Source organism: Corynebacterium minutissimum (assembly GCF_016889765.1).
GTDB lineage: Bacteria > Actinomycetota > Actinomycetes > Mycobacteriales > Mycobacteriaceae > Corynebacterium > Corynebacterium minutissimum_B.
In genome coordinates this window covers 1,645,112-1,660,873 of the sequence record NZ_CP069533.1, presented here as the reverse complement: position 1 = coordinate 1,660,873, position 15,762 = coordinate 1,645,112, and the positions used below count along the sequence as shown (strand labels likewise).

At 60.8% G+C, this 15,762-nt stretch carries 17 protein-coding genes and 2 pseudogenes; 10 read left to right on the top strand and 9 right to left on the bottom strand.

The genetic code is table 11. From position 1 onward, the window contains the following. Positions 1-82: 82 nt before the first annotated feature. The 7 genes from I6J26_RS07725 to I6J26_RS07695 all read right to left on the bottom strand — a co-directional run bounded on the left by I6J26_RS07725 (position 83) and on the right by I6J26_RS07695 (position 6,368). Positions 83-1,039: a DUF3068 domain-containing protein gene (locus I6J26_RS07725; RefSeq protein WP_115021139.1), complete on the bottom strand. Its 957-nt coding sequence runs from the start codon at positions 1,037-1,039 to the stop codon at positions 83-85. A 124-nt stretch (positions 1,040-1,163) separates the two neighbouring features. Next, positions 1,164-1,550 (bottom strand): 50S ribosomal protein L7/L12, encoded by a 387-nt coding sequence (rplL, locus tag I6J26_RS07720; protein ID WP_039673587.1) that lies wholly within the window; start codon positions 1,548-1,550, stop codon positions 1,164-1,166. An 88-nt stretch (positions 1,551-1,638) separates the two neighbouring features. Beyond that, positions 1,639-2,160, bottom strand: a complete 522-nt coding sequence (gene rplJ / locus I6J26_RS07715) for a 50S ribosomal protein L10 (protein ID WP_039673585.1) — start codon at positions 2,158-2,160, stop codon at positions 1,639-1,641. Positions 2,161-2,505: 345 nt separating this feature from the next. Next, on the bottom strand, positions 2,506-3,300 hold the full coding sequence (locus I6J26_RS07710; RefSeq protein WP_115021138.1) for an ABC transporter ATP-binding protein: 795 nt from the start codon (positions 3,298-3,300) through the stop codon (positions 2,506-2,508). Positions 3,301-3,306: 6 nt separating this feature from the next. Then, entirely contained in the window at positions 3,307-4,359 is a 1,053-nt protein-coding gene (locus tag I6J26_RS07705) for a FecCD family ABC transporter permease (protein ID WP_115021137.1), read from the bottom strand. After that, positions 4,356-5,423, bottom strand: a complete 1,068-nt coding sequence (locus I6J26_RS07700) for a FecCD family ABC transporter permease (protein WP_115021136.1) — start codon at positions 5,421-5,423, stop codon at positions 4,356-4,358. The genes I6J26_RS07705 and I6J26_RS07700 overlap by 4 nt, the downstream gene beginning before the upstream one ends. Then, complete coding sequence (locus I6J26_RS07695; protein ID WP_115021135.1) at positions 5,424-6,368, bottom strand: ABC transporter substrate-binding protein; 945 nt, start codon at positions 6,366-6,368, stop codon at positions 5,424-5,426. It abuts the gene before it with no gap. Positions 6,369-6,493: 125 nt separating this feature from the next. On the opposite strand from I6J26_RS07695, the gene I6J26_RS07690 reads away from it, so the two are divergent. Next, entirely contained in the window at positions 6,494-7,288 is a 795-nt protein-coding gene (locus I6J26_RS07690; protein ID WP_115021134.1) for a siderophore-interacting protein, read from the top strand. Between the two features lie 747 nt (positions 7,289-8,035). Beyond that, positions 8,036-8,329 carry a hypothetical protein gene (locus tag I6J26_RS07685; RefSeq protein WP_115021133.1) on the top strand — a complete coding sequence of 98 codons (294 nt, stop codon included), beginning with the start codon at positions 8,036-8,038 and terminating at the stop codon, positions 8,327-8,329. 43 nt (positions 8,330-8,372) lie between these two features. Here the strand turns inward: I6J26_RS07685 and I6J26_RS07680 are convergent, their stop codons facing one another. Continuing rightward, on the bottom strand, positions 8,373-8,993 hold the full coding sequence (locus I6J26_RS07680) for a TetR/AcrR family transcriptional regulator (RefSeq protein WP_084226138.1): 621 nt from the start codon (positions 8,991-8,993) through the stop codon (positions 8,373-8,375). Between the two features lie 38 nt (positions 8,994-9,031). Between I6J26_RS07680 and I6J26_RS07675 the strand changes: the two genes are divergently transcribed. Beyond that, complete coding sequence (locus I6J26_RS07675) at positions 9,032-9,733, top strand: ABC transporter ATP-binding protein (protein WP_083789488.1); 702 nt, start codon at positions 9,032-9,034, stop codon at positions 9,731-9,733. Beyond that, a complete protein-coding gene (locus tag I6J26_RS07670; protein ID WP_309473130.1) occupies positions 9,730-10,470 on the top strand; it encodes an ABC transporter permease in 741 nt (246 codons plus the stop codon). The genes I6J26_RS07675 and I6J26_RS07670 overlap by 4 nt, the downstream gene beginning before the upstream one ends. 54 nt (positions 10,471-10,524) lie before the next feature. Here the strand turns inward: I6J26_RS07670 and I6J26_RS07665 are convergent, their stop codons facing one another. Next, positions 10,525-10,902 carry a hypothetical protein gene (locus I6J26_RS07665; RefSeq protein ID WP_070821673.1) on the bottom strand — a complete coding sequence of 126 codons (378 nt, stop codon included), beginning with the start codon at positions 10,900-10,902 and terminating at the stop codon, positions 10,525-10,527. A gap of 29 nt (positions 10,903-10,931) precedes the next feature. Between I6J26_RS07665 and I6J26_RS12910 the strand changes: the two genes are divergently transcribed. From I6J26_RS12910 to I6J26_RS07635, 6 genes and pseudogenes are all read left to right on the top strand, one after another. Then, entirely contained in the window at positions 10,932-11,078 is a 147-nt protein-coding gene (locus tag I6J26_RS12910) for a hypothetical protein (RefSeq protein WP_309473136.1), read from the top strand. A 128-nt stretch (positions 11,079-11,206) separates the two neighbouring features. After that, positions 11,207-11,426, top strand: a pseudogene (locus I6J26_RS07655) (IS1249 family transposase); the annotation flags it as partial. A 322-nt stretch (positions 11,427-11,748) separates the two neighbouring features. Continuing rightward, positions 11,749-11,949, top strand: a pseudogene (locus tag I6J26_RS07650) (FAD-binding domain-containing protein); the annotation flags it as partial. Positions 11,950-11,982: 33 nt separating this feature from the next. Continuing rightward, positions 11,983-12,999 carry a pyridoxal-phosphate dependent enzyme gene (locus tag I6J26_RS07645; RefSeq protein ID WP_115021132.1) on the top strand — a complete coding sequence of 339 codons (1,017 nt, stop codon included), beginning with the start codon at positions 11,983-11,985 and terminating at the stop codon, positions 12,997-12,999. Further along, complete coding sequence (locus tag I6J26_RS07640) at positions 12,996-14,297, top strand: FAD/NAD(P)-binding protein (RefSeq protein ID WP_115021131.1); 1,302 nt, start codon at positions 12,996-12,998, stop codon at positions 14,295-14,297. The genes I6J26_RS07645 and I6J26_RS07640 overlap by 4 nt, the downstream gene beginning before the upstream one ends. Further along, positions 14,294-15,682, top strand: a complete 1,389-nt coding sequence (locus tag I6J26_RS07635) for a Y4yA family PLP-dependent enzyme (RefSeq protein ID WP_115021130.1) — start codon at positions 14,294-14,296, stop codon at positions 15,680-15,682. Before I6J26_RS07640 ends, I6J26_RS07635 begins: the two co-directional genes overlap by 4 nt. The last annotated feature ends 80 nt before the right edge of the window (positions 15,683-15,762 follow it).

The following is a 15,762-nucleotide window of genomic DNA, read 5'->3' as shown; positions in this document are numbered from 1 at the left end:
TAAGGGCAGCCTTGTAAAGGCGAAACGCGCACGCGGCGTGTCGCTACCGAGATCCGCACGCGCGGGCCTCTAGCGCGAGCGGCTAGCGGGAGTGGCGGTTGGTGGGACGTCGGAAAGCGCCCAGCGCCCCAAGCAACACCAGAACGGCACCGACTCCAACGCCGCCCCAGCGTACCCACTGCCCCACAGCACTGCGTGGGAAGCGCCCGGCCTGCTGAAGGAGCTCCGCGCGGGACTCCTCATCAGTTGCACCCTGAAACGCGAGCTGCACCTCACGTTCGTTGCCCTCACGGTCAGCCCAGTAGTCCTTGATATCGACGTCCATACCCACGACGAGCCCGGTGGCTTGGTCCACAAAGAGGTCCCGTGTTGCAGCGTGGAAAAGATAGCCCTGCTCGGTGGAACCATCCTCATTGCTCAGCGTGGTGGTCGTGTTCCCGGCATAAAGGGTAGCCACGTTGGTGGGTTCAATCTCCTGGTGGTAGCGGTAGACCGTACGGCCGTCGATCTCGAGGGACTCCTCGAACACGGCGTCGGCTGCTTTGCGCAGCACCGGGTCGAAGACCGGATAGGTGGTCTGCTCAGCATCGGCGGGAAGCTTTAACCAGTAGCCCTCAACGGGAACCTCCGCCGTGGGCGAGCCCATGGTATGAGAAAGTGCTGCCGGGCCCGTGGCCTCACCGCTGAGGCGGTCGACGGGATAATTCCACACGCGCGCAAAGCTTAAGTCTTCCACGTTGCCCGTGCCACCGCGGATGGCGGATTCGCCGACTCGCAGCGTTGCTGTCTCCTTGTCCGCCGGATCCTGGATGTCCAGGTTGAGCTGATAGGTCATCGGCCCCTCGTACTGCGAGACGCCCTCTGCGGACAGCTCCTGCGCGGTGGCGTTCTCATCCTGCATCGTCCACGTGGTGTCCTTGATGTCCAGCGGCAGGCGCGGGCTAAAGCTCAAGAAGCTCGACGCCGCCAGGCCGGCCGCGATCAACGCAACGCCGAGGCCGAGCAGGAGGACGGAGAAGATGCGGGACTTGGGCAGCATGGTGGCTCATTCTACAGCCCACATTCATTAAAACGGGAACAACCCCGCACCGCGCACATGCGGAACGAGGTTGTTGGTGCGCAGCGAGAGTGCCGCGCAGGAAAGCTTGAGTAATTCAGGTGAATTACTTGAGCTCGACGGAAGCGCCAGCCTCTTCGAGCTTAGCCTTGGCAGCCTCAGCGTCATCCTTGGAAGCGCCCTCGAGGATAGCCTTCGGAGCACCCTCAACCATTTCCTTGGCTTCCTTCAGGCCCAGGCCGGAGACGATCTCGCGAACAGCCTTAATAACGCCGATCTTCTTAGCACCAGCGTCGGTCAGAACGACGTCGAACTCGGTCTTCTCTTCCTCAGCGGCACCGCCGGCAGCCGGGGCACCAGCAGCAACGGCAGCAACCGGAGCAGCGGCCTCAACGTCGAAGACCTCCTCGAATTCCTTAACGAACTCGGAGAGCTCGATGAGGGTCATTTCCTTGAAAGCTTCAATGAGCTCGTCCTTGGTGAGCTTAGCCATGATTGGCATCCTTTCTCAGTGTTCCTGGCCACCCTAGGCGGCCAGATAAAAGTGTGTGTGTTTAAGTTGTGCGCCGTATGCCGGCGTCTTAAGCTTCTGCAGCCTTCTTGTCCTGCAGGGCCGCAGCGGTGCGGACCATCTTGGTAGCAGGAGCGTTGAATACGGCAGCAGCCTTTGCCATAGAACCCTTCATGGCGCCAGCCAGCTTGGCGAGAGTGGTCTCGCGGTTGTCCAGCTCAGCGATGGCTGCAACCTGGTCGGCAGACAGGATGTTGCCGTCCATGTAGCCACCCTTGACGACGAATGCCTTGTTGTCATCAGCAAACTTCTTGATGACCTTAGCGGCATCCACTGCCTCGCCCTTGATGAACGCGATAGCGGTCGGGCCAGTCAGGTGCTCGTCAAGACCCTCGATGCCAGCTTCGTTGGCAGCGATCTTGAAGAGGGTGTTCTTGGCGACGGAGTACTCAACGTCAAAGCCGAGGTTGTTACGCAGCTCCTGGAGCTGACCCACGGTCAGACCACGGTACTCGGTCAGCACGATGGAGTTAGCGCCATCGAGCTTCTCCTTCAGCTTTGCCAGGTCTGCGGTGTTCTTCGGGTTTGCCATTTTCTACTTCGCCTCCTTTCGAAACATCTCTTGTGTTTTCCGCCGGGGCCTTCCCTACTCCGCTTGCCCAATGGACAACCGAAACAACAAAAGCCCCGTGCAAGAGCACAGGGCGCGCGGCATAAGAGAATGCCGCGATTAATCGCAAAGTGTCTCCTGCGTGGGCCGTCCCCTAGGATGAGGAACCTTCGATCCGGGTATCCGGATGACCGACGGTCTTCGGTGAACTTTGACTCGACCTTTCAGGCCGTTCAAACTTCGCTAGGAACTATACAAGCCACGCTAGCCAACTCCAAATCGCGGCTCTCGGGACTTCTTTCTCCCCGTGCCACCCAACGAGAATTCCTAGTCCCTGAGCACCCCACGCGGAACGATGACGGGGGCGTCGCTTCGCGGGTCATCCCAGATCTCGACGTCGATGCCATAGGCGGCTGCCAGCACTTCTTTCGTCAGCGCCTGCCGGGGACTTCCCTGCGCGATGACCTCGCCGTTGTTCATGACCACCATGGTGTCGGAGTACTGGCCGGCCAACATGAGATCGTGCAGCACAACGACCACCGTTTTCCCGGCGTCGGCTTGTGCACGCACAAGCTCCAGCACGCTGATTGCGTGGGCTGGATCGAGGAAGGTGGTGGGTTCGTCGAGAAGCAGCACTGGCGTGTCCTGAGCCAAGGCAAGCGCGAGCCATACCCGCTGGCGTTGGCCACCCGAGAGCGCCGCAATATCCCGATCGATGAAGTCAGTAATACCAGTCTCCACGCAGGCCTGCGCGATGATGTCGCGGTCTTCCGCGGACAGGCCCCTGCCGCGGCCCAGGTGCGGGTAGCGCCCACGCGCGACGAGTTCGCCCACCCGCAGCCCGTCCGGCGCCGTCGGCTGCTGCGGGAGAAGGGCCACGTGGGTAGCTGCTTCCTTCGCGCTCATGGCGTGCACGTCCATCTCGCCGATATGCACACGTCCCTGCCGCGGGCGAAGAATCTTAGACAGGGTCTTCAGCAACGTGGACTTTCCGCAGCCGTTAGGCCCAATGAGCGTGGTGATTTCTCCCGGGCGGGCTACCAGGTCAACGCCGGACAGGATGTCTTCCCCGTCCTTATAACCGGCATAAATGCCGGTAGCCGTAATTTCTCTATCATTCACAAGCTTTTATCCTCTCCGCCGTGCGGCATTCCACACCAAGATGACCAAGGCACACCCACCAATAATGGAAGACACCGCACCCACTGGAGCGTCCATCGGAAGCATTCCAGCAATGACAGCGCACACACTCAACAAGGCAGCGCCGGCAGCGCCGGAGACCAGCGGCACAGGCGTGGGCGTCCGGGCAACAATGCGCCCCACATGCGGGGCCAGAAGCGCAATGAAGCCGATAGGCCCAGCCACGGAAACGGTCACCGCGCAAATGCCCGTAGCCGCAACCAACAGGAGAGCACGTGTGCGCGTGATGTTGACCCCCAAGGAGAGGGCCGAAAGATCATCGTGTGCCAGGAGTGGTAGCTCCCGAGCACACCACAGGCCGAGAACCACGAAAGGCATCAACCCCACGAGCAGTGGAACAATGACGTCCATCCGAACAAAGCCTGTCGTTCCTGCCAGCCATAGCTGGGATTGCGCCGCACGGAGGATCTCGGCTGCACGCAACAAATACGCCACCAGTGCATGAAACAGCAGCGACAGCGCGATTCCGACGATAACAATGCGGTTGCTCGTACCGATTCCCCCAAGTGCTACGAGCAGGATGGCTGCTAGCACCGCGCCCAGCAGCGCAAGTCCCGCCCGCCACCAGAACATGGAGAGCCCCTCAGCGAGGAGAGGCCGGGAGAGCACCGTTCCGATGACCACCATGACGGACGCGCCACCAGTCACGCCAAGGATGTCCGGCGAAGCCAGTGGATTGCGCGACATCGATTGCGTCCACGAGCCCGCCAAGCCGAGCGCGGCACCCACGATGAGGGTCGCTAGCGCTACGGGCATGCGCAGGTCCCAGACAACACGAATCTCGCTTCGGCTTCCCCCGCCGTTGAGGATCTCCACAACCTGCCCCGGGCTCAAGCCCACTGGGCCTTGTCCCAACAGGAGGACATAGGAGCTTGCCGCGACCAGAACAAAGAAGCAGGTGGCCACCCATATCCATGTCCGGCGTTGCCGCTCTTGGGAACGCAGATGCTTGACGACGTCCCCCTTCACCCGCCCACTCATAGTTTGTACTCCCCTCGGTGCACGGCCCAGATGAGAAATGGTGCGCCGACAAAGGCCACAACGATGGACATCTCCAACTCTGAAGGGCCCGCGATGAGGCGGCCGAGAATATCCGCAGCGAGCACGGAACAACCACCGAGTAATGCGGCAGGAGCGATCATTGCGGCGACTTCTGGCCCCGTAAGCCGGCGCAACAGATGCGGAATGGCAAACCCGACGAAGGCAACAGGTCCCGTCGCTGCGGTAGCGCAGCCCGCTAAGATGACGATGCTCAAGGCCGCTCCGCGCCGCGTTAGCGAGGGCGAGCCACCCAAGGCAACCGAGGATTCCTCCCCCATTGCCAAAAGATCGAGCGGGCGTGCCACACGTACGGCAATGATAAGCCCGACGAGCAATCCGATACCCGCGATGGCGACATCCTCAGGGCCGCGCCCGAACGTGGAGCCGATGGTCCACCGACGCATACTGTCGAGGACATCCGTGGAGTACAGGCCGATCAGCATGGCGCCAGAACTCAAGGCAGCAGCAACTCCTGCGCCGACCAAGACCAGCGTCAAGGGATCCTGAAACCGCCGAGATACACCCAGCACTAATGCCGTGGCCAGGCCGGCGCCTACAAGGGCGAGCGCGGTCCGCATCCCGGTTGAGGTGGCGACACCTAGCGCCGTCCCGAGGGCAACCAGGAACGATGCTCCCGCGGTGATACCGATGAAGCCCGGATCAGCCAAGGGGTTTCTAGTCCAGGACTGAGCGATGACACCCGATACCGCGATTGCTGCTCCCGCGAAGTAGGCCACGAACGTGCGGGGGATACGCAAATCCCACACGATGTTCTCGATATCTGCTTCGCCCCCGTGGAGGAGGGCAACAAACAGATCAGACAACGGGATAGCCCTTGACCCCACTACCAGCGAGCACAGGAAAAGGAGAAGGGTCGCAATAACGAGTCCCGTGGTCAGCCGCGCGCGGCTTCTCCCCCGCGAGTCCAGCGTGGCCGCCTTGTCGTCGTGGTGTGTGCCCGCAGCACCGTGGATAGCGTCAGCCTTCCTCGGTAGTGCGAGCACTTAGAGCTGCTCTTCGAACTTGTTGACGGCCCACGGGATCGTCAGCGGGTTCGGCACGCTCATCGCATTGCCGGTGTCTGTGTCCAGGTAGCGAACACGGCCATCCGTGACCACGTCCAGGCCTTGGAATGTGGAATCCTTCTTCAGCTCATCGACCGCACCGTTGTAATCCAAGACGAACAGATAGTCCACATTGTTGAGCTGGGAGTAGTTTTCCGGGGCATAGTCCACGAAGAAGCTGGAACCATCACCCTGCAGTTCCTTGGGGATCTCAAAGCCGAGGTCTTCGATGAACTGGCCACGGCCGTCTTCTGCCGTGTAGAGGCCCAGCTTCCCGCCATAGGGCATGAGGATGGCTGCGCGCTTGCCCTGCAGCTCCGGGTGGGAGTCCTTGAACTGCTCAAAGGCGCCCTCTGCTTGGTCAATGAGCTTCTCCCCCTCCTCTTCCTTATCCACGGCAGAGGCGATGGTCTTGACTTGCTCATCCCAGGGGATCTGCCAGTCCTCGAAACCTTCGGGCTTCACGGTCAGCGGGGCGATATCCTCGAGGGATTTCTTTGCCTCCTGGTCCACTGCCTGGTTCACGGCGATGATCTGTGTGGGGTCCGAGGCAGTGACCTGCTCAAGAACCTCGGCCGTGAAACCGGAGGCGGTGTTATAGATCACCTCGGGCTGGGCATCTCCCAAAAGCTCCTTCGCCCATGGACCAACTCCGGAGGGATCACCATCCCCTTTCGCACCCCAGGGGGCCACAGCAACGGGAGTAAGTCCGAGCGCCAGCACGGTATCGGCATCTCCCAGCCCAAGGCTTGCAACCCTGGGCTCGTCTGCGCCGGCCACGCCCGCGCTGTCATCGCCGCTTCCACGTGAGCAGCCCGTCAGAGCAATCGCTACCGCCGAGACAATCGCAAGCACGGCTTTCGCGCGCCGGTTGATGGCAACCATGGAATAAACCTTTCCTTCACTGCGAACGGGCACGTGAGCATACGCACCCCCTAATTTATTTGAGCCTAGCCTAACCTATACTTTATGATGGTTTCAAATCTCCCTCCTACCTAGGAACACACCCCTTGACACATCACCGCCTACTACCCGTCACCCTCACCGGGAACACCCGCCTCAAGCCACGGCTACACCGACTAACTTTTCACTCACCAGCGTTTGGTTCCTACCCGTTAGCCGGGCCTGACGAATACTTTGGGCTCCTCATGCCCCAAGACGGGCAGGAGTTTTCGCCATTTCCGGTTGAAGATTCCAATGTTCGCGCCGCCGTCACGGGATTGCCCGCCAAGATTCGCCCAGCATTGCGGTGGTACACGATTCGCAGGCTCAATCATGACGCCCACACTATCGACGTCGACGTGGTAACCCATGGCGATAATGGCCCGGGCACGCACTGGATCCGCAAGGCTCAACCTGGGGATACCGCAGGAATATATACGGGACAAGCACGGTGGCAAGAACCTAGGAAATCACAACTGTTACTCGCAGACGCCTCCGCTCTTCCGGCGCTGTGGCACATCCTGGAACATTACGAAGCTTTCTCACCGGACGCCTTGGGCGGGGTCGACGTCGTTGCACTGGTCGCAAGCGACGACGAAATTGAGGATGGATTTGAGGAAACGTGGAGCGGCAAGGTTCGCTCGCTCACCATGGTTTCCGCTCCGCACGAGGAACACATTGCGCGTGCCAGACAGCTCCTTGACTCTCGTTTCACCCCGGATACTGCACCCGATTCGGTATGGGTATCCGGCGAAGGGGACCTCGCCAAAGCAGTGCGTGCCATAGCCGTGCACGACTGGGGTGTGCCGCGCGAGGACGTCATCTGGTCCGTCTACTGGATTCAAGGAAAGCCGCGGCCCTAAACCCTCTGTACGCGTCACAACAGGAAAGCAATCGTTCCACCTTAAGGTGGACCCGTATGCTTCAGTGACATGAAGGACGCTACGGAGCCGGTGCTACTTGGAAGGAAGAAGAAGGACCAAAGTATTGGCACCTTATGCCAAACCTTGCATGCTTTTACCTGGGCTTTTCTTGATTCAGCGCCCCAAATGGTGTCTTTAGTTTGGTCCTCTAGCCCCCGTCTTCGCCTGTACCCCCAAGCTTCACCCCCTGAGCTACGGACTAAGACACGCATTTGACCCTTAATCACCTAGCTGCGGTGGTGGGGGCCTAAACGACAGGATGTGTTGGTGAGGTTGTCTGGTTAGCCGGCCTGGCATGCTGGTATTAGGATGATTTCACTTATCCGGAGGGATAACCCAGCCTCGGGTGTTGCGCGGGTTTATCTAGTAACACCGTGGTGGGTTTCGAGTAACGCGATGGTGAGTATCCAGTAACGCCTTGGGGGACGAGGCAGGTGACCGCGCGACTACAGGGCGCGCGGCATTGCCAGAGGAGTCCAGTTGTGACTGACTACCGGGCGGTGATGGACCTTGTGCTCAAAGGTTGGTCCGTCCGCCAAATCCGTACCACCGTGGGGTGTTCGCACACCACAGTCCAAAAAGCCCGCGAGGCGCTCGAAGCTTCAGGGATCACTACCGAAGCCCAACTCGCGGGATTGAGCAGTGAATCATTAGCCGGGCTGTGGCAAAGACAAGCTCGACGCACAGGTGAACAAAGCTCGTGCATCGACAGCTGCCAACCAGGGTCAAAACGGTGCAGCCGGGGCGCCCGTGAACCAAGCCCCCTTCAACCCCGCTGCTCCGCAGCAGTCTTCGAACTCGTGGCAACAGCCGAGTCAGCAGAACGCCGGCGGCTGGAACCAGCAGCCGTCCGGCTCAGGCTCGACCAGCTGGAACCAATCGAGCCAGCAGGAAAACGGTTCCAACGACTGGGCTCGTCCTAAAGCAAGCTACGACACCGACGGCTCTTCTGGTTCCGCGGATCCCGAAAAGAACCAGTGATCCGGAGCCTGTGGGCGAGAGTTTCGCTGCCGCCCCAGGGCAATCACAGGAGCGACACTCGAATCAGGCGTGCCAGAACTGAAGCGAATTGATCGGGTGAAATTGACGCGTGGGGCTGCACCTGCAGCACATAACGCGACACCAGAGCCCCCAGCAGGACAATCGAGTTCTGCACTACCGCGTCGGCGGTGCTCAGCCGAGGGTGGCCCGGATGCTGTGCCCGTAATCGGAGAAGGAGTTCTTCGGCACCGGCAAGAATTTCACGCTCGAAGTAACCGGATACGATTGCCCTGGTGTCGTCGTCTTTCATTGCGTATCGAAACGCTGGCAGTACTCGCTCTTGAAAGGGAGACGACTCGCAATAGGCAACGAACGTGCGGGCAAGCAGTTGAGGGAACTGGCCAGGCGGGAGTTCCGGGACCGAACTTACTGAGCGCAATATCGCGGACGCGCTCAACCCATCGAGCACCGCTTCGCAAAACAACGCATCTTTGCTGCCAAAATAATAATTCACCAAAGCGTGATCCACGTCTGCTTCAGCTGCGATTGCTCGAAGCGTCGTGCCTGCATATCCATTCTGGAGAAACTGCATCCTAGCTGCATGCAGAATGAGTTCTCGACGCTCCGATGGTCCGCTCGGGCGACCGCGGCGTTTATTCACCATGCTGGAAATACTAGCTGGCGAACGGTGACACTGTCACTATGAAACCAGACCCGGATACTCCCGCAGTTGCTATGCGGAACGCGCGAGCCCGAATCCTCCAGCCTGTTTCCTTCACCTTGCCTCGAGGTTCGATAAGCGCGCTTGTCGGCCCTTCAGGATCAGGCAAGACCACGTTGATGCGCATGATCGTTGGCACGCAGGCTCGTGTCGACGGCACTGTGCACGTGCTTGGACTGCCCGCAGGTCATCGCCAACTGCGCACCAAGGTCACGTACGCAACCCAGCAAGCTAGCGTGTTCGACGAACTCTCCGTGCGAGAGAACCTTAGCTATGTCGCAGACATTTACGGGCTTCGCCGCAACCGAATCGACGGAGTGGTCGACCAGCTCGATCTGACCGCCAAGATCGACGAGCCGGTGCGCAAGCTCAGCGGTGGTCAACGCAGCCGCGTAAGTCTTGCGGTCGCCCTACTGCCAGATCCGGAACTTGTTGTCCTCGACGAGCCAACGGTCGGCCTCGACCCCATCCTGCGAGCCCAGATGTGGGACCTGTTCAAGGAGCTGGCCCACAAGGGCACCACGCTGATTATCTCGAGCCACATCCTGGATGAAGCCGAGCACTGCGACAACGTATTGTTCATTCGCGACGGCAAGGTGAGCCACACGCACCCGGAAACCATCAAACGCGAAACCGGTGCAGCGACGCTTGAAGCGGCATTCGTGGAGGCGATGACCAAGTGAGGGCAAGTTTTGCAGTGGCCAAGCGGGTCGGCAACCAGTTGCGACGGGACCCACGAACTCTCGCACTCATCTTCGTGTTGCCAGCTGTCTTAATGTCCTTGCTGTATTGGATCTTGAGCAACACTGGATTATTTGACCGCATCGCGCACGCAGTCCTCGGGGTGTTTCCGTTCCTCGTCATGTTCCTTGTCGCATCCGTGACCACGCTTCGCGAGCGCAGTTCCGGAACACTGGAACGAGCGCTCACAATGCCGGTGCGCCGGATCGACATCATCGGTGGTTACACGCTGACCTTCAGCCTGGTTGCGGTCGCACAAACGCTGATCACCGTTGTTGTCTGCACCCGGCTACTCGACTTGGATATCGAGGGATCACTCGCTGCGTTCGTTGTGGTCGCTTTGCTCAGCGCTCTTACCGGCACCACCGCAGGATTGTTGGCGTCTGCTTTTGCCCTTACGGAGTTCCAGGTTATGCAATTCGTCCCCGCTGCTATCGTTCCCCAATTCCTGGTCTGTGGCGTTATCGTGCCCCGGGAAGAAATGCCACATGCCCTCGAGTTGCTCTCGCACACCATGCCGATCAGCTACGTCGTCGACGCGATGCTCGCGTTAAGCAAAGCTCCTACCCCGTCTGCGTTTCCCAAGGGCGATCTGGTAACTGATATCGCCATTCTTTCTGGATTCTGCGCGGCATTCGTCGCGCTCGGCGCAGTGAGCTTGCGCCGGAACACACCTTAGGAGGTCTGAGCGCCCGAGGTGAACAACGAGAGCGCGTGGTGAGCCTAGACGGTGTTACTCCATGGCGTCGCCGAGCAGGTGAGCGACTGAACATTCTTCGGCGTTGTCTAGGTTGATGCTGGCATTGATGTTGCAGAACGCCATCACCGAGATAATTCGGGTCGCCTGGTCACGGTTCACGTCGAGGTGTTCGATAGCCAAGGCGCGTAGGCGTTCGACCCCGTTTCTGGTCGCGGCGGCGATCTCATCGTCAGAGGTGGCGGCAGCCCAGGCATGGACCTGAATCGTGAGCAGGTCACGGTCTTCTGCGACGAGGTCGTCGTAGCTGGCGGCGAGTACAGGGAGACGTTCTTCTGCTGGAGTGTTCTCGACGGCAGCCGTCAGAGTTGCGATGATGCGGTCGCAGGCCGCCTCCCAGGCGGCGATGAACATCGCTTTCATGGTGCCAAAGCGCGCAAAACATTGTCATCCTGGGCAAATCCTCCGTCGGCAAAACCTACCTCGCACTCGCACTGCTCAACGCCGCCTGCCGACCGAAAGGACTACACAGCCAAGTTCTTCCGCACCGACACCCTGGCCAACCACCTAGCAGTGCTCAAACACGGTGACATTGAGCGGATGAAGTTCCTCGAGGAACTCCACACCGCGGATGTGCTCGTGCTGGATGATTTCCTCACCACCCCAATCGATGCCGCAACCGCGCATCAACTGCTGACCATCCTTGCCGAGCGAGAGCTGGTGGCTCTACCTCCACACGCAGTTGCCTGACGACCCTGTAGAGATCGCCAGGCAGCAAAACTGGGGCCAGGACGCACTCGCCAAAGCAACAAACCCTAGCCAACCAGGAAACACAAGCTACCAGCGGCCATGAGGACGGCCGACCAGCAACCTACGACAGCGCCATTGACACTGCCTACAACCACTCTATGGGAATACGCAAAGGCCACCTACACTAAACCCCAACCCCACCAACACAATCTGTCGTTTAACTCGACACGCCGTAAAACAACACATTTTGTCGTTTAGGCCGTGGTGGGTGGGGGACGCAGCGCACAGCACAACGCGGGCCCAGGAAAATCCGGGACCCGCGTTGCTAGGGGTCTTGTTTATCAGGCGGTTTCTCACGCCGCCCGCCCTGCAAGACTCAGGGTGTTCTCTCTATCTCTCATGCGCCTCTCTCAAACGCACAAGATTATTATGCGGCAGGTTCCTTGTAATGCCATACCACCAACCTGCCAATTGCCTGTTAGTGAGAAAAGTTCCGTTAGCACTGATACGCACAACCGCGTGCGCATGGTGATGGGCTCGTTCCTCCCGATGAACCTGGGCATTCACTGACGCCTATGCGAGGAATGGTTTTGGGACACCTTGGTGGATGCCGATGCCGCCTCCAACCCCTTTAATTGGCAGTGGGTTGCCGGCTGCGGCAAGGAATCGCGCCAAGCTGCCCCCGATGCCTATGCGGAGATCAAAGACTAAGCCGGCAAGAAAAGCCGCAGGCTGAGGTCTACCATGGGGCTAATGATGCGCCCACGGATTCATTCTCAAGCCCAACCACCTATTGGCCATACCCCGCTGATGCGAGTGGAGGCCATTAACCCCCGTACCGATGTGCATCTCTACCTCAAGCTAGAGCAATTCAACCTGGGAGGATCCGCCAAGGACCGCACGGCACGCGCACTCATCCAAGCCGCGCTTGACGCCGGTGACATAGGCCCCGGATCCACACTTGTGGAGTCTTCCTCGGGCAACCTTGGCATGGCACTGGCCCGCCAGGCCCTCCTTGCGGGTATGAAATTCCACTGCGTGGTCGATCCGCGCGTCAATTCCTCCACCGTGGCCACGATGCGGGCCTACGGCGCCCACGTAGAATTGCTGGATCACCCGGACCCGGAAACCGGCGATTGGCTCACCGCTCGCCGCACCCGCGTGGCCGAGCTTCTAGAAGAGATCCCCGATTCTTTCAATCTCAACCAGTACTCCAACGAGGCCGCCTTTTACGCCCACGCCGAAGGCACAATGACGGAAATCGTGGACCAGCTCGGACAGGCGCCCACCCACTTGCTCGTCGCTATGAGCACCACCGGCACTCTCGGCGGCTGCGTGCGCAAGCTCACTGAGCTTGGCGCCGATACGGAGACCATCGGTGTCGATGCCGAAGGCTCCGTGCTGTTTGGGGGCCAGCGCGGCACCCGCATGCTGCCGGGCTATGGTGCTGGCATTGTCACCGATCTATCCACCAAATTCTCGCCGTCCTCAGTAGAGCGTGTGCCTGATCTGGATGCCATTGTGGCAGCCCGTCGCCTCGCCCAGGTCGAAGGCCTTCTGCCTGGGGCCTCCGGCGGCGCGGTCATCGCGGCATTCCAGCGTCTCGCGCCTACCCTTCCGTCCGGTGCGGAGGTCGTGGCCGTACTCCACGACGGTGGCCAGCCTTACCTCGATACCATCTACAGCGATTCCTGGGTCTACGAGCACTTCGATATCTCTCCTCCCGAGCTCGCCGCGCGCGTCGAAGGGGATTCAGAGTGAGCCCGCAGGAGCCTTCCCGCCGCATCGCCATCATCGGCGGCGGCCCACGCGGGCTGTGGGCCGTAGAAGAGCTCATCGAGCGCGCCCGCATCCCCGTCGATATCACCGTCTTTGATCCCTACCCCGCCGGCGCCGGCGCGGTGTATCGCCCGCAGCAGCCGCCGCAATGGCGCCTTAACGTCAATTGCGCCATCGTCACCACCGCACACGATAGTTTCAACGCTTGGCGTACCCGCCGCGGGGAATCCACCACCGATGCCTTCCCGCCACGCGCGCAGGTGGGGCAGTTCCTGGCCGATACGTGGGCTGCTGCCCTGCACCGCGCCCCGCAGCACGTGCGCATTCGACACCTACCCCAGCGTGTGCGTTCGGTGTCTGCCGCTGACGACGGGTTCATCGTCGATGGCTCGCCCTTCGACGAAGTCCTCGTCTGCACCGGCCACGATCACCTCCACCCCGGAGCCTTAGTCCACGAGCCTTCCCGCGTTCTGATCACCGGACTCTACTTCGGCGCCGATTTGCCCAGTGCCCCGCGACGGATTGGGGTGCGCGGTGCTGCCTTGAGCTTCATCGATGTCTGCCTATTGTATGGCGATACCGCCGAGGTAATCTTCCCGGTGAGCCGCAGCGGGCGTTTCATGGAGGTCAAGCCCGCTCCGAGTGCGCCCCAGCCTGAGATTCCGGACGACGTGAGGCGCGCCTGTGCTGACGTGATAGATGCCGATGAATTGCGCGACGTCCTCCTAGCGGCCGCCGGATCGATGGGTGAGTTTTCCACCGGGGACCTCGCTGCAGTGCTCGACGGCCACGACTTTTCCGGCGATGCCGTCGCGGAGCTGGACGCCTCCCTCCACGCCGCTGAGGGCACAGGGCCCCTTACCCCGGCGGCGGCTGTGGGCGCGGCGTTTCGGGGGCTCTTTCAAGAATGCGTGGACTGGCACAAGGCTCATGGACCCATGCCCGGATTCCGTGAGCTCTCGCGCACTCTCGAGCGCGTGGCCTTTGGCCCACCCCCAGTCACCGCGCGGCGCCTGCTCGAGCTCATCCGCACAGGCGTGGTAGATACCCGCTACCTCGTAGCCCCGGACCAGGTTGACCTATGGCGCACACAAGGTGACATTGACCTGCTTATCGACGCCACCGTAGCTCCCCAAGCCACCCCCTCCCCTTTCCACGATGTCCCCGGCGTCGTGGAAATCGGCCGCATGAATGAGCTTGAGCTTCCCGGCCATGACTCGTTGAACCGTTCCGTGCACGATGACATCCCCCGCTGGGCGGAGAAAGTAGTAAACCCATGACCAACCACACCACCCCGTTACCCGTTCATGGCACCGTTGCGCTGCGCGCCCGGTGGGAAGAATGGATGTCAGAATTGGTGGCTGACCCACAGCAAGTCTCCCGCCTCACCTCCGAGTATGGCTCGCCCGTTAATGTGCTCAACCCCGCACCGCTGCGCCGCAACGCCCAAGAGCTCCTCGATGCCGGCGCCTCTCATAGCGTGGACACCCAGGTATTTTTCGCTCGCAAGGCCAATAAAGCCTTGTGCTTCGTCGACGCCGCCCGCGAGGCTGGCCTGGGCGTGGACGTCGCCAGTGAAGATGAGCTGCGCCAAGTGCTCAACCGTGGAGTCGCGCCCGAGCGGATTATCCTCAGCGCGGCTATTAAGACCGACGCGTTGCTGCGCCTAGCTATCGACCGCGGAGTCACCATTTCCTGCGATTCGCGAGCGGAAGCCGAGCGCATCGCTGCCCTTGCCAAGGCCCTCCACCACACCGCGCACGTCGCGCCGCGCCTTGCCCCCAACCCGGATAACCTTCCGCCGACGCGCTTCGGTGAGCTCCTTCACGCATGGCAAAGCCATGCCTGGCCCGAAACCATCCACGCTGACGGCGTTCACGTACACCTGCATGGTTATAGCGAATCGGACCGCCGCACCGCACTCGCGGAGGCCATCGCCCTCATCGAGCACCTGCGCTTAGTTGGCCAGCCTGCTTCCTTCATCGATATCGGCGGCGGTGTTCCCATGAGCTACCTCGAATCCCGCGAGCAATGGGGGTATTACCAGCAGCGCATCGCAGCCCAGCGCGCCGGCACCGGTGAGCCTTTTACGTGGAAGTCCGACCCGCTCTCAAATACCTACCCCTTCTGGCAGACGCCCACCCGCGGCCAGTGGTTAGACCAACTCCTTTCTGGTGAGGTGGCCGGGTTTGGCCCCGCCGCCCGTGCCTTGAACGAGCGAAATATTTCTCTTCACTTGGAGCCGGGACGCAGCCTGCTCGATGGCTGCGGTATCATTCTCGCTGAGGTCAGCTTCCTCAAAAAGCGCTCCGACGGCCTGCCCCTCATCGGCGCAGCTATGAACCGCACCCAGTGCCGTACCGCGGCGGATGATATCTTGCTCGACCCACTCCTCGTCCCCACTGCCGGAGAGCGCGGTGCGGTGGACCGCGAACCACGCACCGGGTTCGTGGTGGGTGCCTATTGCATCGAAGATGAAGTCATCCTGCGCCGCGAACTCGACTTCCCCGAGGGCATTGCGGTGGGCGATACCCTCGCTATCCCGAACACCGCCGGCTACTTCATGCATATTTTGGAATCTGCCTCCCACCAGATTCCGCTAGCGCGCAATGTCTACCTCGACGTAGACAGCCGCGACTGGGTGCCGGATGATATCGACGCCTAGCGATCCCAGCCGCTATCTACACGGGACTGGCTGGGTAAATGAAAAGGGCTCCGAAGGTAAACCTCGAAGCCCTTTGTCAT

Excerpts from the sequence above, each read along its gene's own strand:
- I6J26_RS07725 (WP_115021139.1), bottom strand. The coding sequence starts at position 1,039 with ATGCTGCCCAAGTCCCGCATCTTCTCCGTCCTCCTGCTCGGCCTCGGC.
- rplJ (WP_039673585.1), bottom strand. The coding sequence starts at position 2,160 with ATGGCAAACCCGAAGAACACCGCAGACCTGGCAAAGCTGAAGGAGAAG.
- I6J26_RS07675 (WP_083789488.1), top strand. The coding sequence starts at position 9,032 with ATGAAACCAGACCCGGATACTCCCGCAGTTGCTATGCGGAACGCGCGA.
- I6J26_RS07635 (WP_115021130.1), top strand. The coding sequence starts at position 14,294 with ATGACCAACCACACCACCCCGTTACCCGTTCATGGCACCGTTGCGCTG.
- I6J26_RS07695 (WP_115021135.1), bottom strand. The coding sequence starts at position 6,368 with ATGGTTGCCATCAACCGGCGCGCGAAAGCCGTGCTTGCGATTGTCTCG.
- I6J26_RS07645 (WP_115021132.1), top strand. The coding sequence starts at position 11,983 with ATGGGGCTAATGATGCGCCCACGGATTCATTCTCAAGCCCAACCACCT.
- I6J26_RS07680 (WP_084226138.1), bottom strand. The coding sequence starts at position 8,993 with ATGGTGAATAAACGCCGCGGTCGCCCGAGCGGACCATCGGAGCGTCGA.
- I6J26_RS07665 (WP_070821673.1), bottom strand. The coding sequence starts at position 10,902 with ATGTTCATCGCCGCCTGGGAGGCGGCCTGCGACCGCATCATCGCAACT.
- I6J26_RS07705 (WP_115021137.1), bottom strand. The coding sequence starts at position 4,359 with ATGAGTGGGCGGGTGAAGGGGGACGTCGTCAAGCATCTGCGTTCCCAA.
- rplL (WP_039673587.1), bottom strand. The coding sequence starts at position 1,550 with ATGGCTAAGCTCACCAAGGACGAGCTCATTGAAGCTTTCAAGGAAATG.